Below are 21684 nucleotides of genomic sequence, written 5' to 3' on the forward strand. Positions count from 1 at the left end.
TCATGACCGCGACCGTCCACCGCGCCGCCGACGCCGCTCCTCTCGCGGAGGGGAAGGACCTGCCGCCCTCCCTCCACTTCATCGGAGGCGCCTTTGTCGACACCGCGGCCGAGCGATTCACCGAGGTGATCGACCCGTCCTCGGAAGACGTCATCGCCCGCGTGCCCGAGGGGAACCGTGAGGACGTCGACCGCGCCGTCGCGGCTGCCGTAGGTGCCAAGGAGGAGTGGGCGCGGCTCGTACCCAAGGAGAGGTCGGAGGTGCTGCACGCGATCGCCGACCGGCTCGCCGAGCACACCGACGTACTGGTCCGCCTCGAGGCGGCGAACACCGGGAAGCCGCTGTCGGTGGCGCGGGACGACGTCGACGGCACGATCGACACGTTCCGCTTCATCGCAGGCGCCCTGCGCGCGACCACGTCCATGGCCGCCGGGGACTACGTCGAGGACCACCTCTCGGTGATCCTGCGCGAGCCGCTGGGCGTCGTCGGCTTGGTCACGCCGTGGAACTACCCGCTGATGATGGCCGCCTGGAAGATCGCGCCGACGCTCGGCGCCGGGAACACCCTGGTGATCAAGCCGTCCGAGCAGACACCGCTCACCACCCTCAAGTTCGCCGAACTCGTCGCCGACCTGCTGCCGCCGGGTGTGGTGAACGTGGTGACGGGCGACGGTCCGGTGGTCGGTGCCCGGCTCGCCGAGCACCCGGACATCGCGATGATCGCCCTGACCGGCTCGGTCGGCAGCGGCCGCGCCGTGGCCCGTACAGCCGCAGAGTCCCTCAAGCGGGTCCACCTCGAACTCGGCGGCAAGGCACCGGTCGTCATCTTCGAGGACGCCGATCTGGAGGCCGCCGCGGTGGCACTGCGGACGGCGGGCTACTGGAACTCGGGCCAGGAATGCGGGGCCGCCTGCCGCGTCCTGGTCCATGCCTCCGTGGCCGACCGGTTCACCGAGGAACTCGTCCGCGAGGTGGGCAAGCTGATCGTCGGCGATCCGCGCGCGGGCGAGCACGTCGACATCGGTCCGCTCGTCTCCAAGGCACACTTCGACCGGGTTCGCGGCTACCTCGGCCGGGCGCGCAGCCAAGGTGTCCGGGCCGCGATCGGTGGCAGCTCCCTGGACGGCCCCGGCTACTTCGTCGCGCCCACCGTCCTGGTCGACGTGCCCGAGGGCGCCGAGATCGCCCGCGAGGAGGTCTTCGGCCCCGTCGTCACCGTCGAGACGTTCACCGACGAGAACGAGGCGATCCGCCGCGCCAACGACGTCCCCTTCGGCCTTTCGGCCTCCGTATGGACCGAGAACGCCCGCCGCAGCCACGCCGTCGCCGCCCGACTGGACGCCGGGACCGTCTGGGTCAACTCCCATCTCGTCCTGGCCAACGAGGTTCCCTGGGGCGGCTTCAAGGGCTCGGGCTACGGCCGCGACCTGTCCCTGTACGCCCTCGACGACTACTCCCGTACCAAGCACGTGATGCACCACCACGGGCGTTGAGCTCGTACCGCCTGACGAAGGAGTCCGCAGTGAAGACTCAACTGCACCGTGGAGGTGTCCGGTGACCGGCAACGACGACCCCCTGATGAGTTCGTTCGTTCTCAAGAACCTGACGCTGCGCAACCGGATCGTCAGCACGTCGCACGAGCCGGCGTACAGCGAGGACGGCCTGCCCAAGGACCGTTACCGCGCCTACCACGTCGAGAAGGCCCGCGGCGGCGTCGGACTGACCATGATCGGCGGCAGTGCGCTCGTCAGCCGGGACAGCGCACCCGCGTTCGGGAATCTGCAGCTCTGGAAGGACGAGTCCGAGCCCTGGCTGCGCCGCCTCGCCGATGAGGTGCACGAGCAGGGCGCGGCCGTGATGACCCAGCTCACCCACCTCGGCCACCGCACCAGCAACTACACCGACAACTGGCTCCCGGCGATCTCCGCGAGCGACGTCCGCGAGCCCGCCCACCGCGCCTTCGCCAAGGCCGCCGAGCAGTGGGACCTCGACCGGGTGCTGCAGGACTTCGTCGACGTCGCACAGCGCTGCAGGTCGGCGGGGCTCGACGGCATCGAGGTCATGGTGTGGGGCCACCTCCTCGACGCGTTCTGGACGCCGTTCTGGAACCACCGCGACGACGAGTACGGCGGCTCGTACGAGAACCGGATGCGGTACCCGCTCCAGGTCATCCGCGCTGTACGGGAAGCGGTCGGGCCGGACTTCGCGATCGGGGCGCGCATGACGTTCGACGAGGAGCGCGAGGGCGGCCTGGAGACGGGCGAGGCGCTGCGCATCGCGGAGGACATCACCGAGGCCGGGATCGACTTCATCAGCCTGATCAAGGGGTCGATCGGCACCGACGCCGACCTGGCCCGCACCATTCCACCGATGTCCACGCCGGCCTCTCCGCATCTGGAGTTCGCGGGGCAGATAAAGCAGAAGCTGTCGGTACCCGTCATGCACGCGGGTCGGATCAGCGATGTCGCGACCGCGCGGTACGCGATCGCGGAAGGTCTGCTCGACCTGGTGGGCATGACCCGGGCGTTGATGGCCGATCCCGAGCTGCCCCACAAGGTCGGGGACGGCCGCACCGACCAGATCCGACCATGCGTCGGCGCCAACATGTGCATCGACGGCATCTACCAGTCCGGCGCCGCGTACTGCATGCACAACCCGTCCACCGGGCGGGAGTTGGAGGTGCCGCACCGCATCGAGCCGGTCGGCGCGGGCAAGCGTGTGGCGGTCGTCGGCGCCGGACCCGCCGGTCTGGAGGCGGCCCGCGTCCTCGCAGAGCGCGGCCACCGGGTCGAGTTGTTCGAGGCGGGCGACAAGGTGGGCGGCCAGCTGCTCCTGGCGTCGAAGGCCCCGCGCCGACGCGACCTGCGCGGCATCATCGACTGGCGCACCGACGAACTGGCCCGCCTGGGCGTGCCGGTGCACCTCCACACGTACGTCGAGGGTGCGGCGCTCCTCGGCGAGGCCTGGGACGTAGTGGTCGTCGCGACCGGCGGCACCCCCGCGGCCCCGCCGATCCCGGGCGCCGGCCTGGTCCATGACACCTGGGACGTCCTCGCGGGGGTGCGCCGGCCGCGTGGACACGTCCTGGTCTACGACGACCACGGAGGCAACCAGGCGCTCGACGCGGTGGAGGCCCTCGTACGGTCGGGCGCCACCGTCGAACTCGTCACGCCCGAGCGAACGTTGTCCCCCGACGTCGGCTCGCTCACGGCATCCGGATACATCAACTCCCTTGCCGAGAACGGCGTCACGACCACGGTCACGCGCCGCCTGCACTCGGTCACGCGGACCCCGCGGGGCCTGGAGGCGGAGTTCGGCGTGGACGGTTTCGACTTCCGTGAGCGCCGGACGTTCGACGCCGTCGTGGCAGAGATGGGCACCGACCCGGTCCAGGAGCTCTACGACGAACTACTCGGCTCCTCGACCAACTCCGGCGCTGTCGACCTGAACGCACTCCTGGCACGCGAGCCCCAGACCCTCGTACGCAACGTACACGGCACGTTCCAGCTGTTCCGCATCGGAGACGCCGTGGCGAGCCGCAACGTGCACGCCGCGATGCTGGACGCGGCCCGCCTCTGCCGAACGATCTGACGGGCCGACATGACCACAACTGTCACTCACGACGAACTTGTCGCGCTCTGCACGCGGGCCCTGCGGGCGGCGGGCGAGGAGGCCGAGGCCGCCGGGGTGCTGGCGCGGGCCGTCGTCGACGCCGAGCAGGCGGGCAACCGGGCCGTCGGCGTCACGCATCTCTTCGACTACCTGGATGCGTACCGCGACGGCCGCATCATCCCCGGCGCCGTGCCGGAGGTGACCCGCGCGGCGCCGTCCTGCCTGGTCGCCGACGCGCACCACGGGCTGGCGCAGGTCGCGTTCGAGGCGGCGGCCCCAAACCTGTTCGCGGCCGTCGAGACGAGCGGTGTCGCCGCCCTGTGGATCCGGCGCTCGTACACCTGCGGCGAACTCGGCCACTACGCCCGCCGGGCCGCCGAACACGGCCTCGCCGCCGTGGCCTGCGCCAACAGCCCGGCCCTCATGTCGCTCGGCGGCTCCGGCTCCGCCGTGCTCGGCACGAACCCGCTCGCCTACGCCTTTCCCCGCTCCGGCGAACCCCCGCTGGTCATCGACCAGGCGTCCTCGCAGACCGCATACGTCAACCTGAAGCAGGCGGCCAAGGCCGGTGAACCGATCCCCGCCGGATGGGCTGTGGGCTCCGACGGTACGGAGACCACCGATGCGGCGGCCGCCGTGGCCGGGGCGCTGCTCCCGTTCGGCGGGCACCGCGGCGGGAACATCGCCCTCCTCGTGGAACTCCTCGCGACGCTCGCAGGGGGCTCGTTCTCCCTGGACGCACCGCCCTTCGACGGCGGCACCCGGCCACCAGGCATCGGCGTCTTCATCCTGTGCCTCAACCCCGCGGCGTTCACCGGCGCGCCCGACCGTGCCGCCGCGCATCTCCGCAGGCTGCGCGACGAGCACGCCGTACACCTGCCCGCACTCGAAAGCCCCGCCCCGTCAGCCGTGATCGGCCTTGCCCCTGAGACGGCCCGCCGGCTGCGCACCGCGGCCGACGCCCAGTGAAAGGAGTCCGCCGCATGCAGCACGACGTACTCATCGTCGGCGCCGGCGCCGCAGGCGTGACGACCGCCTACCAGCTCCGTGAATCCGGCCTCGACATCGGCGTCTACGAATCCTCGGACCGGATCGGCGGACGCACCCGCAGCGTCGGCATCGGCGGCCTCGCCGTCAACACCGGCGCCATGTTCATCTACCGTGACACCCCTGCCGAAGCGCTGGCAGCCGAACTCGGCATCCGCACCGAGCCGTTCGAGCCGGATACCTACGGAATCCACGTGCACGGCCGGACCGTGGTCGACGCCGACAACACGGCACTCATCGCCCGCCTGCCCCTGGACGACGAGGCCAGGAAGCAGCTCACCGCCTTCGTCGACGAAGCCATGGACGAGTACCGGCGCTGCACCGACGGTGGCGCACTCGCCTCCCGCTCCGACGAACTCGGCGCACAGTCGGTCGAGGACCGGCTCACCGACCTGCACCCGGACGTCGCCCGCATCATCAGGACCGCTGTCCGGGGCGGCGCCGTCGGCAAGGCCTCGCAGACCACCGCCCAGTACGGCCTGCGGTACTTCGCCTCCTACCTCGCCCACGAGAAGCGCAACCGGCTCTTCCCTGTGGACGGCATGCAGCAGCTTCCGCTGCGCATGGCGGAGCAACTACCTAAAGGAACCGTGCACTTGGGGGTGACGGTCGAGTCCGTCGAGCCGCTCGACGACGGCGCCCATCGGGTCCGGCTCCGCGAGCCGGACGGCAGCACGAGAACGGTCGCGGCCCGCCGCGTGGTCGTCACCGTGCCCGCACCCCAGGTGCCGGAGGTCGTGCCGCACCTGCCCGGCTGGAAGCGGGACGCCCTGGACAAGGCCCTCACCCCGGGCAGCAGAACCCTCGCCGTCGTCGCCGATGTCCGCCACGCCCCGCACCTGGCCGACTGGTCCTTCCTCACCACGGTCGGCACCCGCTTCGACGCCGTCATCAACCCCACACCCGGCCGCCCCCGAACCGATCCCCGTACGGGCGCCTCCCTCATCCAGTACGTCTGCTACGGCAACAGCGCGGGCCACCAGGAGGGATTCGGCACCAACGAGTCGGAACTCGACGCCTGGGTAAAGGACTTCCTCATCGTGGCGCCGGAACTACGCGGCCATGTCGTCGGCGTGCATGGGCAGACCTGGCCGCACTGCTTCTCCCTCCTGTCCCCCACACGACTGTCCGTACTGGACGCGCTGCGCCGCCCGGTCCACGGCATCGAGTTCGCGGGCGACTACACCTCGGCGACGGCAGGCACGCACGGCTGCTACGCCGAGGCGCAGCGAGTCGCCGAGAGCCTGCTGCGTGCCGAGTCCACAGCCGAGGGGCTTGAACTCGACACGCGTTGAGGCTGTCGACACCACGTTCGGTCTCGACAGCCCCGATTTCGACTTCGGACCAAGCACCCCTGGAACGCACAGCCGCTGTCGGCCATTCGCCCTGCGTGTCGGGCTCGGCTGGACAAACACCAGCTCAGCGCACCCGACCCCGCGGTTTCAGCGGCACCGCGGGCAGTTCCGGCGCAGGCAGCGGATCACCGTCGTACCCCTTCACCTCACCGAAGCGATCCCCATCCATCCAGTCCGAACGGGCCTGCGCGATATCCTCGTTGGAGCGCCCGATGAAGTTCCACCACATACCACAGGAATGACGGTTCTCCCCAGGTCAGGGGCGTAACCGACCCTCGGACGTCAGCAATTCGTCAGCATTGGCATCCGAGGAGTCAGCACACGTGGCTACCAAGACGTTGGCCCATGGAATGGGTACGTTCTTCAAGGACTGCGAGCACGCCGAGTCGCGGTGGTCCAAGTGCCCGCACCTGTACAAGATCAGGTACCGGGACGGGACGGGGAAGCAGACGGTGGAATCCGGGTTCGCCACCCAGAACCTGGCCATCGAGCGTTTGACGGAGATCTACAACGCGAAGCGGTCCGCTCCGCAGACCCAGCGACAGACCAAGGCCGAGCGCATCAAGAAGTACGGCACGATGCAGTTCGCCGAGTACACCACCGAGTGGAAGGCGAGCCAGCGCGACCTGGCCGAGGCCTCGGTTCGGCACCTCAACTCCCTTCTGGAAAACCACCTTTACCCCACGCTCGGCAGCCGCCGGATGGCAACGTTCGACCATAAGGTCGTCGACGGCTTCATCCAGACCATGGAGCGCAACGGCATAGGCATGGCCACCCAGGCCAACGCCTACGACAAGCTGAAGGCGATCCTCCTCGACGCGCACCGTCTGGGCCTCTACGCCGACAACCCCCTCGACGGGGTCAAGCCACCCCAGTACGACCCTGAACGCAGCGTCATCCCGTCCGTAGCGCAGCTCCGCACCATACGAACGGCCGGCGACGACACCTTCCTGCTCTTCGCCGACCTGATGAGCGGCTGTGGCATGCGCAACGGGGAAGCTGCTGCGGTCAACCTCAACAACATAGTCGCCGACGACGTCTACCGGATCACCGAGCAGGTGAACCAGACGACAGGAACGTACGCGCGCCTAAAGCACCGCAAAGTCGGCGAGTACCGCGATGTCCCCCTGCCGGCCAGCATCAAGACGACCATCGAGTGGTACGCCGACAAGCACGGCACCATTGAGGGCTACTTGCTGCGACACCCGAAGGACATCACCAGGCCATTTCCCTACCACTACTTGCAGAACCAGTGGCAACGGGACATCAAGCAGTCCGAGCAAGCAGACATCCCTGACGGCATGGTCGTCTACGGCTTCCGCCACTTCTTCGCCTCGAACTGCCTCACCAACGGCATCCCGATCACCGACGTCGCCGAGTGGATGGGGCACAAGAGCCTCGACATCACCTTCAAGATCTACCGTCACCTCATGCCTGGCTCGATCGGCAAGGCCGCCAAGATCCTGGACGTGGGGCTCGCGGTGTAAGGAAGAGGGAGCCATGACCCATCGGGCTGGCGAACTCAACTGCACAGGCATGACCACGACTTCACAGCGGCCGTCAGGTGAGTATCCGCTGCTGCCTGACCCACGCCTCGACCTCGGACATCCTGAACTGAATCTTCGCGTTCCGCCCCGCACCGAACCGATACGGCCGCAGACCAAGCCTCGGGGCCTCGCGATAGACCCACTGAACAGACATGTTGAGATAGTTGGCCGTCTGCTTAACATCCATGAACTGCACAGCCATGAGAACCTACCTGCGAATTTCAGACACGCCTGGGCGGAAACCCAGACGCGCCCAACCTGCAGGCAACGACCGGTTTGGCCTGGCCGTGGAATCACGGTACGGCCGGCCAAACCCACCCAACAGCCCGGATTGAGTGGGCCGACCGGACCCGTCCGGCAGCAATGGAATCTTCGCGTAGTCGCTACGAATGACTAACAGAACCGCCTCGAAGCGGAGGCGCATCGTAGAGCCATCTTCCGGCCTCACCAAACCGCGGATTCTCCTGATTCTTGGACACGGCCGACACCGAAACGTGTGGGCCAGTTTCTGGACATCCGCTTCCCGCTTCACGAGGTCAGGTTCCCCATGCGCACTTCCCGTATAGCCGTCACCGCGTCCGTCCTGGGGGCGCTAGCGCTTCCCCTCGTCACCGCGTCCGCCGCCCATGCCGCCCTGCCGACTGCGACCCCCGGTTCCACAAGTGGTTACTGCACCGGGCCCGGCCCCTGGGCGGTACACGGCACGAGTGCGGTGAAGATCCGTTCGCACCCGTCGTCGAAGTCCACAGCCCGCGGTGTGCTGCATAAGTCGCACAGCTTCAAGGCCAAGAAGAAGTCGGGCGGTTGGGTGTACGTCATCAACAAGACCACCGGCATAAAGGGCTGGGCCTCGGGGAAGTACGTGTACCGCGCCGCGGGAATGTGTCTCGACTGACCAGCGGGCCACGAAAGCATCCCCTTAAGTGCCCGTGGCGCCGTCGCGCGGCGGGGCATGCACCGTAGTGCACGACCGCGATCACATCGGTTCGGGGGCCGCACTCCGTGCTGGAGTGCGGCCCCTGCGTTGTGGCCGCCGTAGGGCGCGGTGACGGGCTCGAAGGGGGGCCACCAGGTGCTTGATGTCCATGCCCGGCATCGGCATCAGGACCGGCACCCGCATCTCATCTACGTTGACACCTCCGAACGCGTCGCCGCTGCGACGCCAGGATCTCGTCACCGTGCGTGATGCCGCCTATAGTTGACGACTTCCTCGATGCCGCCGAGCAGGCCCGGCGGCTCGACGCTGACGGTTACCTCGCCGTCGGCGGCGGATCCACGATCGGCCTGGGCAAGGCCCTGGCGCTGGAGTTCGGGGCTCCCGTGGTCGCAGTCCCCACGTACTCGGGCTCGGAGATGACGCCGATCTGGGGCCTGACCGAGAACGCGCAGAAGCGGACCGGTCAGGACCGGGCGGTGCTGCCGCGCAGCGTCGTCTACGACCCCGATCTCACCCTGACGCTCCCGCCGGAGGTCTCGGCCACCAGCGGGCTGAACGCCCTCGCGCACGCCGTCGAGGCACTCTACGCACCCGACGGGTCGCCGGTCATCGCGGCGATGGCCGAACAGGGCGTGCGCGACCTGGCGGCCGCACTGCCGGCGCTCGTCGACGACCCCCCAGGCCCCTGGTCGCCCGCGCCGCCGCGCTCCAGGAGGCGGTCCTGGCGAACCCATACTCCAACCCCCGCCCGGTCGGCCGCGCCGGCCTCGAGCAACTCCTGACAGGTGCGCTGTGACGACTCTCGTCGGCACGAGGTGATCTGTACACCGGCCCGCACCCCCGTGGGGCGGATGCGTACCACCGGCGAACATCTGCTCGCACTTCCGTTAATGATCCTATTGAAGTCGGCACATCCGAGCCCCAAAGACCGGCACCCCGCCTCAATTCCGGTGAGACAGGGGCATCGCGCCTCGGGGTGATCTACCGCGGGTTTCCGCCTTCGGGGTGGAGGAACGACGCGGCGCGCGGACCGCCTGAGCGCCCATGATCCATGGGCGCATGTGGGCGATCAAGTCCTTTGCCAGAGCGCTGCTTTGGGCACCGTGAGGAAACGGTGGTCGACGCCAGTGCTGGCGTCGAAACACGAGGTTATGTTGGGGATTCAGCCCGGCACCTCGTGAGAGCGCGGGGGCGTTCGGTCGGTTGGGGCTCGATGACTGCACGGTCGGCTGGGCATCGTAGAACCGGCTCGACGCTGTGTCAGCGGCGGATGCGGGTCATCTCCGGGTCGAGCAGTGGCTCGGCGGCGGTCACGGCCGACAGCTTCCGGCCGAAGTAGCCGATCTCGACGGCCGTTCCCGGCTCTGTGTACTCGGTGGGCAGCCACGCGTAGGCGATCGGGTGTCCGACCGTGTAGCCGTATGCTGCGCTGGTGACGTAGCCGACGGCTCGGCCCGCGGCGAAAACGGGCTCCTTGCCCATCACCACGGCGTCGTGGTCCTTCATCACGAGCGCGGTCAGCCGCCGCGCGACGGTGTTCTTTGTGATGCCCTCCAGCGCCTCTCGGCCGGTGAACTCTCCCTTCTTTTTGCGTACCGCGAAGCCGACGCCGGCCTCATAGGGGGTGTGCTCGGCGGTCATGTCGTGGCCCCAGGACCGGTAGCCCTTCTCCAAGCGCAGGCTGTTGAACGCGGACCGGCCGGCCGCGATCACCCCGTGCTCCTGGCCCGCCTCCCACAGGGTGTCCCACAACCGCAAGCCCAGGTCCGCGGTTGTGTACAGCTCCCAGCCGAGCTCACCCACATAGGACAGCCGCATCGCCGTGACGGGTACGTCCTTGACGAATGCCTCTTTGGCTTTGAAGTAGCCGAACCCCTCGTGCGAGAAGTCGATGTCGGCCAGGGGCTGCACCAGGTCTCGCGCCCGTGGTCCCCATAGGCCGATGCAGCAGGTACCGGAGGTGAGGTCGCGGACCTGGACCGTCCCGTCCGCAGGCAGATGACGCCGCAGCCGGACCAGGTCGAGGTTGCCGTTGGCGCCGATCTGGAACCGGTCCTCGGCAAGCCGCGCAACGGTCAGGTCGCTGAGGATGCCGCCCTTCTCATCGAGCAGCAGCGTGTACGTCACGGAGCCGACGGGCTTGTCGAGCTGGTTCGAGGTGAGTCGTTGGAGGAGGTCCAGTGCGGAAGGGCCGGTGACCTCCAACCGCTTGAGCGGGGTCATGTCGTACAGCGCCACGCGCTCCCGGGTGACCAGTGCCTCCGCCCCGGCGATCGGGGACCAGAAACGCGAGGCCCACGCGTTGCGTCCGGCGATCCGGGAGACTTCGGGCAGCTGCGCATTCGCCTCGTACCAGTGCGGGCGCTCCCAGCCGCCGCCCTCCAGGAACACCGCGCCCAGCTCCTGCTGTCGGCTGTGGAAGGGGCTCGTCCGCAGCGGCCGGGGCCGCTCGGGGGACTGGTGCGGATGGATGATGTCGTAGATCTCGGCAAAGCTCTGGCAACTGCGCTCGTGCACGTGGTTCGGCGCCAGCTGGACCTCTTCGAAGCGGTTGATGTCGCACTCGTGGACGTCCACCCCCGGGCGCCCGTCGACCATCCACTCAGCGACGGCCCTGGCGACGCCCGTGGAGTGGGTCACCCAGACCGCCTCGGCCAGCCAGAAGCCCTTGACCGTGCCCGATTCGCCGATCAGCGGCATCCCGTCGCTCGTGAACGAGAAGAGACCGTTGAAGCCGTCCGCGACCTCGGCCTCGGACAGGGCGGGCAGGAGCACTTGCGAGTCGGCCCAGGCACCCGCGAAGTCCGCCTCGGTGAAATCCAGTACGGAGGGCATGACCCGGCTGTCCGAAGGGTGGGCGAGGTCGTCTGCCGACACGGGCAGCGGCCGGTGCGCGTAGGAGCCGATGCCGATCCGGTCGCCGAGCTCTCGGTAGTACAGGCCGGCATCCTGGTTGCGCAGGATCGGCAGGTTGGCCTCGTCCAGCTCCGTGTTGCGCCCTCGCAGCAAGGGGAGCGGGGTGGTGGTGGCGTACTGGTGGCCCATCGGCACCAAAGGCACCGGCTGGCCCGCCATGTGGCCGATCTTCGGGCCCCAGAATCCGGCACAGGAGACCACGATGTCGGCCTGGAAGGTGCCCCGGTCGGTCACCACGGCGCGCACTGCGCCGTCCCGGGTCTCGATGTCGGTAACGGTGTGGTGGCCCAGAAAGACAGCTCCCCGGTCCATGGCACGGCGTGCTTGCGCCTCGCCGATCCGTAGTGCCTTGGCCAGGCCGTCGGTGGGGATGTGGAACGCACCGAGGATCTTGCCGGGGTCAAGCAGGGGGTGCAGTTCGGCCGCCTCGGCGGGGTCGACCAGGCGGCTCTCCACACCCCACGACGTCAGCCATCCTTGGCGACGCTGGAGTTCGGCGAGGCGTTCGGGGCTGGTGGCGACCTCAAGTCCGCCGACCTGGCGGAAGCACCACTGCCCGTCCAGGTCCAGGGCTCGGGCCTTCTCGACGGTGTAGCGGGCGAACTCGGTCATCGTCTTGGAGGGGCTGGTCTGGAAGACAAGGCCGGGGGCGTGCGAGCTGGAACCGCCGGTGGCGAACAGCGGGCCCTGTTCCAGCACGGTCACGTCGGTCCAGCCACGAACGGTCAGCTCGTCGGCGAGCGAGCAGCCGACGATCCCGGCCCCGATGACGACCACCTTGGGCTGCGAAGACATGCGGTTCCTCCGAGAGTCGAGGCGATGGGATGGCCAGTGGCCGCGTAGCGCGGGGGGCGCCCTCGGCGCACCGTCCGGTGGCGTTGTCGGTGATGCCTTCGGTCACGCCTGGCCCGGTGGCGCAGACGGTTTCAGGGCATGGGGGTGCGCGTTGTGGGCGGCGCGCTGCCGCAGAAGACATGGTGGATTGACATACCAGCTGCGCGGCACCGTAGGACGGTCGCTCCCATCCGTCAATGGCCCTTGAGCGACGTCGGATTCCGAGTCAGGAGACGATCAACGGGGTGTTTGAACGATCGTCCACACCTCCATTGAACGAACGTCCAAACGGGTCTATGTTGTCGCCATGGTTGCTCTCACCGCAGATGAGTTCAGCGCGATCGCCTCCGGCTACGACCCGGATCCCGCGCGGTCCATGTCACTCAGGGCAGAGGCCTACACCGACCCGAAGTGGCACACCGCGGACCTGGGGGCGGTCTTCGGTCGCACCTGGCAGTGGGTGTGCCACGTGGAGAAGCTGACGGAGCCCGGCAGTTACGTCGCCGCGACCATCGCCGAGATGCCGGTGGTCGTCGTGCGTGACCGGGCCGGGAAGCTGCGAGCCTTTTACAACGTATGCAAGCACCGCGCCCACGAGCTCCTCTCCGGAGCGGGCACGACACGCGCCATCGTGTGCCCGTACCACGCGTGGACGTACGACCTGAGCGGCACGCTGGTCGGAGCGCGGCAGACGGACCGCATGGAGTCCTTCGACAAGAGCAAGATCTGCCTCGACCGGATCCAGGTCGAGGAATTCTGCGGCTTCGTGTACGTCAACCTCGACCCGAACGCCCAACCGCTGGCGGACCAGGCGCCCGACCTCGCCGCCGAGATCACCGAACGCGCGCCGGACATCGCCCGGCTCACGCACGCGAAGCGCCTGCACTACGAGATCAGGACCAACTGGAAGAACGTCGTCGACAACTTCCTGGAGTGCTACCACTGCCACGTCGCGCACAAGGAGTTCGTCTCCCTCGTGGACATGGACACGTACGACGTGCGGACGCACGGTATCTGGTCGAGCCACTTCGCCGACGCCGGGAAGAGCGCGAACGCCGCCTACGACGTGTCCGGAGCGACCGTCAAGGAGCACTCGGTGTGGTGGCTCTGGCCGAATACCTGCCTGCTGCGCTATCCCGGGCGCGGCAACTTCATGGTCCTGCAGATCCTGCCGGACGGACCCGGCCGCACCCGCGAGACCCTCGACTTCTACCTGGAGAGCAAGGAGCTCGACCAGGCAGAGGAGCAGTCGGTGCGCTACATGGACGAGGTGCTCCAGGTGCAGGACATCGACCTCGTCGAGAGCGTCCAACGCGGCATGGAGACACCGGCGTTCGAGCAAGGCCGGATCGTGTACGACCCCGAGCGGACACCCGGACTCTCCGAGCACGGCGTGCACCACTTCCACGGCCTCGTCCTCGACGCCTACCGCACCCTCGTGAAGTGAGGTCCACATGCCCAAGCCCGTCATCATCACGTGCGCCCCGACCGGCGGCATCCACACCCCGACGATGTCCCCGCACCTGCCCATAACCCCGGACGAGATCGCCCAGGCGTCCGTCGAGGCCGCCGAGGCCGGCGCCGCGATCATCCATCTGCACGCTCGTGACCCGGAGACCGGACGGCCCGACCCCAGGCCGGAGCTGTTCAAGCAGTTCCTGCCGCGGATCGCCGCCGAGTGCGACGCCGTCGTCAACATCTCGACCGGCGGCGGTCTCGGCATGTCACGCGAGGACCGGCTGCGCGCCGCGGTCGCGGCCTCGCCCGAGATGGCCTCGCTCAATGTCGGCTCGCTCAACTTCGGCATCTTCCCGATGCAGGAGAAGTACCAGGAGTGGAAGCACGATTGGGAGCCGGAGTTCCTCGAGTCGACGCGCGATCTCGTCTTCAAGAACACCTTTGCCGACCTGGAACACATCGTGAAGGAGCTGGGCGGCACACACGGCACGAAGTTCGAGTTCGAGTGCTACGACCTCGGTCACCTCTACAACCTGGCCTGGCTCGTCGAACAGGGCTGGGTGCGGCCGCCGTTCTTCGTGCAGATGGTCTTCGGCGTGCTCGGCGGGGTGGGCGCCGACCTGGACAACCTCGTGCACATGCACACCGTCGCCGACAAACTCTTCGGCGACGACTACGAGTGGTCCGTACTGGCTGCCGGGCGGCACCAGATGTCCTTCGCGACCCAGGCGGCCATGCTCGGCGGCAACCTCAGGGTCGGCCTTGAGGACAGCCTCTACATCGGCCCCGGCGCCCTCGCCCCGTCCAACGCCGCCCAGGTCACGAAGATCCGCACCATCGTCGAGGGCCTCGGCCACACCGTCGCCACACCGGCCGAGGCGCGCGACCGGCTCGGCCTGAAGGGAGCGGACCATGTCGCATTCTGAACCCAAGGCCACCGCGGCGAGCGACGTCACCCGGGTGGCGAGCCTCGGCGGCGGAGTGATCGGCCAGAGCTGGACCGCGCTGTTCCTGGCCGCCGGCACCTCCGTAACCGTGTTCGACCCTGACCCGCGCGCCGAGCAGCGGGTCCGGCAAGCCGTGGACACCGCCTGGCCCGTGCTGACGCAACTCGGCCTTACCGCACACGGCGACCCCGGCGCCCTGCACTTCACCAAGGACGCCCGCACGGCCGTCGAGGGCGCACAGTTCGTCCAGGAGAGCGTCCCCGAACAGCTGGGTGTCAAGCACGAGTTGTACGCGGCCATCGAACCGGCCCTCGACGACGGCACGGTCGTCGCATCTTCGGCCTCCGGGCTGACGTTGACGGAGATGCAGGGCGGCTGGCACGACCCAGGCCGCTTCGTCCTCGGCCACCCCTTCAACCCCCCGCACCTCATACCCCTGGTGGAGGTGATGGGCAACGAGCGGACCGCCTCAGGAACGGTGGAGCGGGCACGCACCTTCTACGAAGCGATCGGCAAGGTGACGATCGAGGTCAGGCGCGAGGTCCCGGGCCATGTCGCCAACCGGTTGCAGGCCGCGCTCTGGCGCGAGGCCATCCACCTGGTCAACGAGGGCGTAGCGAGCGTCGAGGACGTCGACACCGCGGTCGCCGCCGGCCCCGGACTGCGGTGGGCGGCGATGGGTCCCACCATGCTGTTCCACCTCGGAGCGGGCGATGGTGGCCTCGCGGCCTTCTGTGAGCGCTACGCCGACAGCTTCAACCGCTGGTTCGACAGCCTGGGCCGCCCGCACCTCGACGGGCCGACGGCCGAACGTCTGGTGGAGGGACTGCGCCCGATCAGCGAGAAGCTTTCGGTCGACAACCTGGCGCAACAGCGTGACGCGCTGATCACCAGCATGATCGCGCTCGCCCGAAGCAGTCGGAAGTCTCCGCCGAACGCGCGATAGCCCTTCCGGGGACGCGGAATGCGCGCTCCCATTCCCTGCCGCAGGGTGCACGAGCGGCCACGACCGCGGATGGCCCGCACCGCAGTCGACATGACCGGCCCGGAATCGGACGTGTCGACTGCGCCATCCGCACCACCGGGGAGGAGCAGTCCCTTCATGTCCGTTGTGAGCGACAGCACGTCGCTGAAATTGAGGGTGACACGCAGGACGGTGCGGGCCGTTGGTGTCGTGGAGCTGGAGTTCTCCGCAGTCGACGGCGCCGACCTGCCTCAGTGGGAGCCCGGCGCGCACCTGGAACTGCGGCTCCCTTCTGCCCTGTTGCGCCAGTACTCCCTGTGCGGTGACCCTGCAGCCCGCGACACCTATGTCGTCTGTGTCCAACGGGAGGCGAACGGCCGCGGCGGATCTGTGGAGGCCTACGACAGGCTGGAGGTCGGCGTCGAAGTCACCGGCTCCGCGCCCCGCAACCACTTCCCCCTGGTCGACGCACCCGAGTTCATCTTGATCGCCGGCGGGATCGGCATCACCCCGCTCAAGTCCATGGCCGAGGACCTGCACCGTCGCGGGATCTCCTGGCGACTGGTCTACGGAGGACGCAGCCGACGGTGCATGGCCTTCGCCGACGAGCTCGCCACGGCCCACCCCGACCGGGTAACACTCGTACCCCAGGACGAGGTCGGGCTGCCGGATCTGGACCGAGTCGTCGCATCGGTGTCGCAGGAGACGCGCGTGTACTGCTGCGGCCCGGCGCCGATGTTGGCCGCCGTGACGGAGGCGTGCGCCCGGGCCGGGTGCGCCGACCGGCTGCACATCGAGCGGTTCTCCGCCGCCGATGCCTCACCGGATACTGGCGTCGACTCGGCCTTCGAGGTGGAGCTCCACAGGTCCGGCACGACACTGACCGTCTCCGCGGATCAGAGCCTCCTGGAGGCGATACGGGCCGTGCGGCCTGACATCGACTCCTCCTGCCAGGAGGGCTACTGCGGGACGTGCGAGACCCGCGTCCTCGACGGCGAGCCTGAACACCGCGGCACGCTCATGTCGCCCGATGAACACGAGGCGGAGGGGACGATGCTCCTCTGCGTAGGACGGGCGCGCAGCGCGAAGCTGGTACTTGACCTGTGACGACGTGGACCAGTTCGTAAGCCCTCGATGCCTACCGGAGCAAGGGCAGGCCGATGCGGAACCGGCCCCGTACAACGGCTAGTCTCGGCCTGATGAACGACGGGACAGCGGAACCTGAGAAGAAGGTCGACCGGGAGGAACGGATCCTAGATGCCGTGCTCGTTCTCCTGTCGGAGCACGGCATCGCGGGGATCAGCATGCGTGCGGTGGCACGTCAGGCGGGTGTCTCCCTCGGGCTCGTGAACTACTACTACGACGACAAGGTCACCCTGATCGGTGCGGCACTGCGCCGTATCGAGCGCCAGGACATGACCATGGTCGATCCGAACCCGGCGAAGGGCCCTGAGGAGAACCTCCGAGCCGCCCTCCGCCGGGTCGCCAGCGCCGAGTTCCTCACGACGCAGTACCTGTCCCTCCGGCTCCAGTTGTGGGCGCTCGCACAGGCCCACCCTGACTTCGAAGACATCAACACCGCTGCCCAGAAGCGCTACCGCGCCGCTCTGGCGTCGCTCATCCGTGCGGCCCGACCGGACCTCTCCCGAGCAGAGGCCAATCGCCGGGCCACCGACATCGACGTCGTCCAGAACGGCATGTGGCTCACCGCTCTGCTGGGGCTCAACCGCGCCGCCATCCGGCGCAGTGTCGCCCGTTGTGAAGAGATCGCCTTCGAGTAGTCCGCCCGAGACAGGCAGCTCCCTCTGAGATGGGAGCCCCGCGCCCGGGGGGAGTCACGCTCTCAGGCTTGCGGAGCCGATCCGTACGCTGGTGAATCCGCTGCCGTGAAGGGCCATCCCAAGGATGCCTGGCCGCTCGGCAGCGTGCACGCGCACGGAGCCACCTGGCCACGAGAAGTCGAAGTGCTCGTCCTCTGCACGCAGTTCTCCGCCCAGGACGCCTTCGAAAAGACGGCGGGAGAACGCCAGGTCCGTGGAGGCGAGATGTGTCGCTCCCAGGCGCGCAGTGGTTTCGACCGGCGTCCCCCACAGCGACGTCCACCACAACGGCTCAGTCGCGCCGCTGACACTCGGAAGGCTCTCCGGGTCCCGTGCGCAGGTGGTCAGCAAGTCCTCCGGCCCCGGGTAACGACGATCGGACTGGGCGAGCTGGATGACCACCGCGTGCTTGTCGTCGGGAACGATGAACGCCTCGTGCCAGGGCGGGTGTTCATAACTCTCGCCCACCACCGTCGAGCCGAGCGCCCGAACGCGCGCCACCGCGGCGCGCAGGTCCGGCACGGTGAACGTCACGTGGTGCGGCCCCTCCCCGCGCTTTGCCAGGTTGCGGGTGAGGAAGCCGTCGCCCTGCGGTTCCATCAACTCCAGGCGGGCCCCTTGCTCCGGGGCCCCGACGTACAGCAACAGGTACCGGAATTCCGGCAGGGTCTCGCCGCTGATCGGTGTGGCCCCCAGTTTCCGGCGCAAGAACCGTGCCCAACGCATCGCGTCGTGCACGGCGAACGAGGTGTGGTCCAGATCTATGCCTGTTCCGCCCGTCGCGGCGGTGCGCGGGGCCGTCACAGCAGCCCCGGCCGGAGCGGGGAGCCGGCGGTCAGACCGCCGTCGATGGTGAAGCACTGGCCCGTGACGTACCGGGATTCGTCGGAGGCAAGCCACGCCACGGCAGCCGCGATGTCCGCCGGTTCCCCGAACCGCCCCAGAGGATGGCGGGCAAGGGCATCTCGTCGGGCTGCCTCGGGGTCGCGCGCGAGCGCGAAACCGTCCTCTGCCATCGCGGTCATGACCCATCCTGGTTGCACGGCATTGCACCGCACCTTCGGTCCGTGGTCAACGGCGATGGAGCGGGTGAGCCCGTGCACGAAGGCCTTGGACGCGTTGTAGAGGGCCATGGAGGGGTCCGCCACCGTTCCTGAGATCGAACCGATGTTGACGATCACGCCACCGTGCTCGGTCATCTGCGGCAGAACGGCGCGGCAGGTGTGGAACACCCCCCGGCAGTTCACGCCCATCACCAGGTCCCAGTCCTCGTCGGTGGTTTCCTGGACGGTCTTCTCCACCTGAACGCCGGCGTTGTTGACAAGGAGCGAGACCGGACCGAACATCCTGTTCGCCTCCGCCACGACGCTCTCGGCGTCCGCGACGCGCGAGACGTCGGCCCGCACCCACCGGATGTCTGCCGCCAGATCGGCGGGGCGATCGCCGCGGCCACACGTCACGATCCGGGCTCCTTCGGTGCGCAGCCGCTCCACGATGGCGCGCCCGATGCCACGGCCTCCGCCCGTGACGATGGCGGTGTGCGCCGTCACTGGACGACCTCGCCGGCGAAGGGTTGCCTGTTGCGGCACCCGGGCATGCGGCCGGGTTGCGGCACGCCTGGCTGCAGGGCGCGTGCGGTCGTTGTTCTCGTCATGTCCTCACACCCTCATCTGCTGTACTTGTGCGGACAACCCGCCGTCGAGGACCCATAGTTGGCCCGAGGCGTAGCCTGCTTCGTCCGACGCCAACCAGTTCACGAGGTTCGCGATGTCCTCCGGCGTGCCGTACCGACGGATCGGGTGCACGGCACGGACGGCCTCCTGCAGTTCCTCGATGCTGCGCCCCTTGCCGCCCGATCCGGCGCCGCTGAAGAAGCCTTGCAGCATCGGAGTGTCGATGTAACCCGGGCAGACCGCGTTGACCCGGATGCCTTCGGGGCCGTGATCGCAGGCCATGGCGCGAGTCAGGGCGTGTACCGCACCCTTGGTGGCGCAGTAGGCCGCAAGCCCGGGGTCGGCCAGGAATCCGTCGTACGAGCCGAAGTTGATCACCGAGGAGGTCAGGCCCTCTTGTGTGGCATTCCGGAGCAAGGGCAGCGCGTACTTGCAGGTCAGAAAGGTGCCCGTCACGTTGACGGCGAAGGAGCGGTTCCACTCCTCCAGAGTCGTGTCCTCGATCGACTTCTCGAGCTCGATGCCGGCGGCGTTGACGAGGATGTTTAGTCTGCCGACGTTCTCTCGGACGTGTGACATGGCCGCCGCGACGTCTTCCTGGCAGGCGACGTCCATGGGTAGGAACAGGCTTCCGTCAGCTTCGTCCACCGTTGCAGGCTCTTGCGCGGCCAGGTCCGCGACGTAGACCGTGGCCCCCTCACTCAAGAAACGCGCGACGATCGCCCGGCCTATCCCTCCCCGGCCACCGGTGACCAAAGCGGTCTTCCCACTCAGCTTCACGTGCTCGTTCCTCCCTGTGGTCGCAGCGACTTCTGTGTCGTGTTTCGTGCATGGTGCGGAACGCGAGGCAAATTTCGACTACGGGACAGTGGAGCCACCGATTCGATTCGCCTGATCGCTGCGCCGCACGCCTGCGGTCAGGCGAATCGGATCATCTTCTTGTTCACGAACTCGTTGAACGCCAGACGCCCCAACTCCCGGCCGGTCCCGGAGCGTTTGACGCCGCCGAACGGGAGCTCGGCTCCTTCGACACCGACGTCGTTCACGAAGACCATCCCGACGTCGAGCCGGTCCGCCACTCGCATCGCCTGTTCGAGGTCCGGAGTGAAGACGTACGAACCGAGGCCGAACTGCGTGTCGTTGGCGAGAGCCACGGCGTGCTCCTCGTCGTCCACCCGGTGCAGGGCAGCGACGGGACCGAACAGTTCCTCGTGGTACACGGGATTGTCCGGAGTCACACCGGTGAGCACAGCAGGCGATACGAAGGTGCCGCGCCCGGGCTCCCGCCGGTGAAGAGTCGCCCCGTGCTGGACCGCGCGCTGGACCTGCGCTTCCAGCCGCTCTGCGGCTGCACTTGAGGACAGTGGCCCCAGTACGGTTCCGGGATCCGTCGGATCGCCGGCCTCCAGCGCTGTGAAGAGTTCGATGAATCGTTCGGCGAATTGCTCGTACACGTCATCGACGACAATGATCCGCTTCGCGGAGTTGCACGCCTGACCGCCGTTCTCGAGCCGCGCAGCGATCGCCTTCTCGACCACGGTGTCGAGGTCGTCGCCGGTCAGGACGAGGAAGGCGTCCGAGCCGCCCAGTTCCAGGACAACCTTCTTGAGGTGACGGCCCGCGAGTTCGGCCACCGCCTGACCGGCACGTTCGGAACCCGTCAGGGACACGCCTCTGACCTGCGGGTCGGCGATCAGCTTCGCCACCTGGTCGTTGTCGGCGTAGATGTTGGTGTACGCCTGAGCGGGCAGCCCGGCGTCGATGAAGAGCTGCTCCAGGAAGGCAGACGACTCCGGGCACTGCGGGGCGTGCTTGAGCAGGATCGTGTTGCCGATCAGGAGGTTCGGTGCGGCGAAACGCGCGACCTGGTAGGCGGGATAGTTCCACGGCATGATCCCCAGAAGGACACCGAGCGGGGCGGTGCGGATCAGCGCGCGGCCGGACCGCAGCCGGATCTCCTCGTCCGCCAGACAGGACGGCGCCACTTCGGCGGAGAAGCGGTAGATGTCGGCGCAGAAGTCCACCTCACCCAGCGCCTGCTCAATGGGTTTGCCCATCTCACGGACGATGATCTGCGCGAGTTCCGTACGCCGCTCTGAGTGCAGCTCGCCCACTCGTGAGATGAGGGCCGCCCGTTGCTCCACGGTGGTCTCGCCTGCCCAGCAGGCCTGGGTTGTGTGGGTTGCTCGAAGAGCGGCCTCGAGCGCCTCGTCCGTACTCGTCGGAAACTGCCGTACCAGCTCGTCGGTCGCGGGATTGATGACTGCGTACTGGCTCATGGGCATCCTTCAGCCGGGCCTCGTCGGTCAGGGCAGCACACACAGTGGCAGACCTTGAACGTGCGTTCAAGGTCTGGATTCGGATCTCATCGACCCGAGTCGACCGTCTTTGTTGGTCGCTCCTCGCTGCGCCGGTCCTGTGACATACCGCCGGCCTCCTGCTGAGCGCTGGTAGCACAAGTCGATCTGATATCAGCGCTGTTGAGGGGCACTGAGGGCACGTTGCCGACCCGGCGGTGATCGCCGAGTCGCGATTGGTCGTTCGTTCAAGGGGTTGCCTGGTCGTTCGTTCAAG

The 21684-nt window shown here is 68.2% G+C and carries 18 protein-coding genes and 1 pseudogene; 12 read left to right on the top strand and 7 right to left on the bottom strand.

The window, feature by feature from the left end:
• Positions 1-2: 2 nt before the first annotated feature.
• From RCO28_RS16535 to RCO28_RS16550, 4 genes are all read left to right on the top strand, one after another.
• Positions 3-1493 carry an aminobutyraldehyde dehydrogenase gene (locus RCO28_RS16535; RefSeq protein WP_308941887.1) on the top strand — a complete coding sequence of 497 codons (1491 nt, stop codon included), beginning with the start codon at positions 3-5 and terminating at the stop codon, positions 1491-1493.
• 61 nt (positions 1494-1554) lie between these two features.
• Positions 1555-3591: an FAD-dependent oxidoreductase gene (locus tag RCO28_RS16540; protein ID WP_308941888.1), complete on the top strand. Its 2037-nt coding sequence runs from the start codon at positions 1555-1557 to the stop codon at positions 3589-3591.
• A gap of 9 nt (positions 3592-3600) precedes the next feature.
• Positions 3601-4581 (top strand): Ldh family oxidoreductase, encoded by a 981-nt coding sequence (locus RCO28_RS16545; protein ID WP_308941889.1) that lies wholly within the window; start codon positions 3601-3603, stop codon positions 4579-4581.
• Positions 4582-4595: 14 nt separating this feature from the next.
• Entirely contained in the window at positions 4596-5954 is a 1359-nt protein-coding gene (locus RCO28_RS16550) for an FAD-dependent oxidoreductase (RefSeq protein ID WP_308941890.1), read from the top strand.
• A gap of 124 nt (positions 5955-6078) precedes the next feature.
• On the opposite strand, the pseudogene RCO28_RS16555 reads toward RCO28_RS16550, so the two are convergent.
• Positions 6079-6243 (bottom strand): annotated as a pseudogene (locus tag RCO28_RS16555) (pirin family protein); the annotation flags it as partial.
• Between the two features lie 94 nt (positions 6244-6337).
• Between RCO28_RS16555 and RCO28_RS16560 the strand changes: the two are divergent.
• A complete protein-coding gene (locus RCO28_RS16560) occupies positions 6338-7501 on the top strand; it encodes a tyrosine-type recombinase/integrase (RefSeq protein WP_308941891.1) in 1164 nt (387 codons plus the stop codon).
• Positions 7502-7574: 73 nt separating this feature from the next.
• Here the strand turns inward: RCO28_RS16560 and RCO28_RS16565 are convergent, their stop codons facing one another.
• Positions 7575-7763 carry a helix-turn-helix domain-containing protein gene (locus tag RCO28_RS16565; RefSeq protein WP_308941892.1) on the bottom strand — a complete coding sequence of 63 codons (189 nt, stop codon included), beginning with the start codon at positions 7761-7763 and terminating at the stop codon, positions 7575-7577.
• 345 nt (positions 7764-8108) lie between these two features.
• Between RCO28_RS16565 and RCO28_RS16570 the strand changes: the two genes are divergently transcribed.
• Together RCO28_RS16570 and RCO28_RS16575 are read left to right on the top strand one after the other, a co-directional pair.
• Complete coding sequence (locus tag RCO28_RS16570) at positions 8109-8456, top strand: SH3 domain-containing protein (RefSeq protein ID WP_308941893.1); 348 nt, start codon at positions 8109-8111, stop codon at positions 8454-8456.
• 290 nt (positions 8457-8746) lie between these two features.
• Entirely contained in the window at positions 8747-9280 is a 534-nt protein-coding gene (locus RCO28_RS16575) for an iron-containing alcohol dehydrogenase (RefSeq protein ID WP_374991174.1), read from the top strand.
• A gap of 478 nt (positions 9281-9758) precedes the next feature.
• On the opposite strand, the gene RCO28_RS16580 is transcribed toward RCO28_RS16575, so the two are convergent.
• Positions 9759-12209: an FAD-dependent oxidoreductase gene (locus tag RCO28_RS16580; RefSeq protein ID WP_308941894.1), complete on the bottom strand. Its 2451-nt coding sequence runs from the start codon at positions 12207-12209 to the stop codon at positions 9759-9761.
• 346 nt (positions 12210-12555) lie between these two features.
• On the opposite strand from RCO28_RS16580, the gene RCO28_RS16585 reads away from it, so the two are divergent.
• From RCO28_RS16585 to RCO28_RS16605, 5 genes are all read left to right on the top strand, one after another.
• A complete protein-coding gene (locus RCO28_RS16585; protein WP_308941895.1) occupies positions 12556-13695 on the top strand; it encodes a ring-hydroxylating oxygenase subunit alpha in 1140 nt (379 codons plus the stop codon).
• 7 nt (positions 13696-13702) lie between these two features.
• Positions 13703-14632, top strand: coding sequence for a 3-keto-5-aminohexanoate cleavage protein (locus tag RCO28_RS16590; protein ID WP_308941896.1), 930 nt, complete (start codon positions 13703-13705; stop codon positions 14630-14632).
• Positions 14619-15599: a 3-hydroxyacyl-CoA dehydrogenase NAD-binding domain-containing protein gene (locus RCO28_RS16595; RefSeq protein WP_308941897.1), complete on the top strand. Its 981-nt coding sequence runs from the start codon at positions 14619-14621 to the stop codon at positions 15597-15599. The genes RCO28_RS16590 and RCO28_RS16595 overlap by 14 nt, the downstream gene beginning before the upstream one ends.
• Before the next feature lie 156 nt (positions 15600-15755).
• On the top strand, positions 15756-16724 hold the full coding sequence (locus RCO28_RS16600; protein ID WP_308941898.1) for a PDR/VanB family oxidoreductase: 969 nt from the start codon (positions 15756-15758) through the stop codon (positions 16722-16724).
• A 92-nt stretch (positions 16725-16816) separates the two neighbouring features.
• Positions 16817-17398 (top strand): TetR/AcrR family transcriptional regulator, encoded by a 582-nt coding sequence (locus tag RCO28_RS16605; protein ID WP_308941899.1) that lies wholly within the window; start codon positions 16817-16819, stop codon positions 17396-17398.
• A 54-nt stretch (positions 17399-17452) separates the two neighbouring features.
• Here RCO28_RS16605 and RCO28_RS16610 read toward each other — a convergent pair whose 3' ends face one another.
• The 4 genes from RCO28_RS16610 to RCO28_RS16625 form a co-directional block, all read right to left on the bottom strand.
• The gene (locus tag RCO28_RS16610) at positions 17453-18337 is read right to left on the bottom strand and encodes a VOC family protein (protein WP_308941900.1); all 885 of its coding nucleotides are present in this window, start codon (positions 18335-18337) and stop codon (positions 17453-17455) included.
• Positions 18238-18987, bottom strand: coding sequence for an SDR family oxidoreductase (locus tag RCO28_RS16615; protein WP_308941901.1), 750 nt, complete (start codon positions 18985-18987; stop codon positions 18238-18240). Before RCO28_RS16615 ends, RCO28_RS16610 begins: the two co-directional genes overlap by 100 nt.
• A 108-nt stretch (positions 18988-19095) precedes the next feature.
• Positions 19096-19890, bottom strand: a complete 795-nt coding sequence (locus tag RCO28_RS16620; RefSeq protein ID WP_308941902.1) for an SDR family oxidoreductase — start codon at positions 19888-19890, stop codon at positions 19096-19098.
• A gap of 137 nt (positions 19891-20027) precedes the next feature.
• On the bottom strand, positions 20028-21389 hold the full coding sequence (locus tag RCO28_RS16625) for an NAD-dependent succinate-semialdehyde dehydrogenase (protein WP_308941903.1): 1362 nt from the start codon (positions 21387-21389) through the stop codon (positions 20028-20030).
• Positions 21390-21684: the final 295 nt, after the last annotated feature.

This window comes from Streptomyces sp. LHD-70, assembly GCF_031157275.1.
GTDB lineage: Bacteria > Actinomycetota > Actinomycetes > Streptomycetales > Streptomycetaceae > Streptomyces.

Bases quoted from the DNA above. Each gene is read 5' to 3' on its own strand.
- RCO28_RS16535 (WP_308941887.1), top strand. From the start codon at position 3: ATGACCGCGACCGTCCACCGCGCCGCCGACGCCGCTCCTCTCGCGGAG.
- RCO28_RS16545 (WP_308941889.1), top strand. From the start codon at position 3,601: ATGACCACAACTGTCACTCACGACGAACTTGTCGCGCTCTGCACGCGG.
- RCO28_RS16550 (WP_308941890.1), top strand. From the start codon at position 4,596: ATGCAGCACGACGTACTCATCGTCGGCGCCGGCGCCGCAGGCGTGACG.
- RCO28_RS16565 (WP_308941892.1), bottom strand. From the start codon at position 7,763: ATGGCTGTGCAGTTCATGGATGTTAAGCAGACGGCCAACTATCTCAAC.
- RCO28_RS16570 (WP_308941893.1), top strand. From the start codon at position 8,109: ATGCGCACTTCCCGTATAGCCGTCACCGCGTCCGTCCTGGGGGCGCTA.
- RCO28_RS16575 (WP_374991174.1), top strand. From the start codon at position 8,747: ATGCCGCCTATAGTTGACGACTTCCTCGATGCCGCCGAGCAGGCCCGG.
- RCO28_RS16580 (WP_308941894.1), bottom strand. From the start codon at position 12,209: ATGTCTTCGCAGCCCAAGGTGGTCGTCATCGGGGCCGGGATCGTCGGC.
- RCO28_RS16585 (WP_308941895.1), top strand. From the start codon at position 12,556: ATGGTTGCTCTCACCGCAGATGAGTTCAGCGCGATCGCCTCCGGCTAC.
- RCO28_RS16590 (WP_308941896.1), top strand. From the start codon at position 13,703: ATGCCCAAGCCCGTCATCATCACGTGCGCCCCGACCGGCGGCATCCAC.
- RCO28_RS16595 (WP_308941897.1), top strand. From the start codon at position 14,619: ATGTCGCATTCTGAACCCAAGGCCACCGCGGCGAGCGACGTCACCCGG.
- RCO28_RS16600 (WP_308941898.1), top strand. From the start codon at position 15,756: ATGTCCGTTGTGAGCGACAGCACGTCGCTGAAATTGAGGGTGACACGC.
- RCO28_RS16605 (WP_308941899.1), top strand. From the start codon at position 16,817: ATGAACGACGGGACAGCGGAACCTGAGAAGAAGGTCGACCGGGAGGAA.
- RCO28_RS16625 (WP_308941903.1), bottom strand. From the start codon at position 21,389: ATGAGCCAGTACGCAGTCATCAATCCCGCGACCGACGAGCTGGTACGG.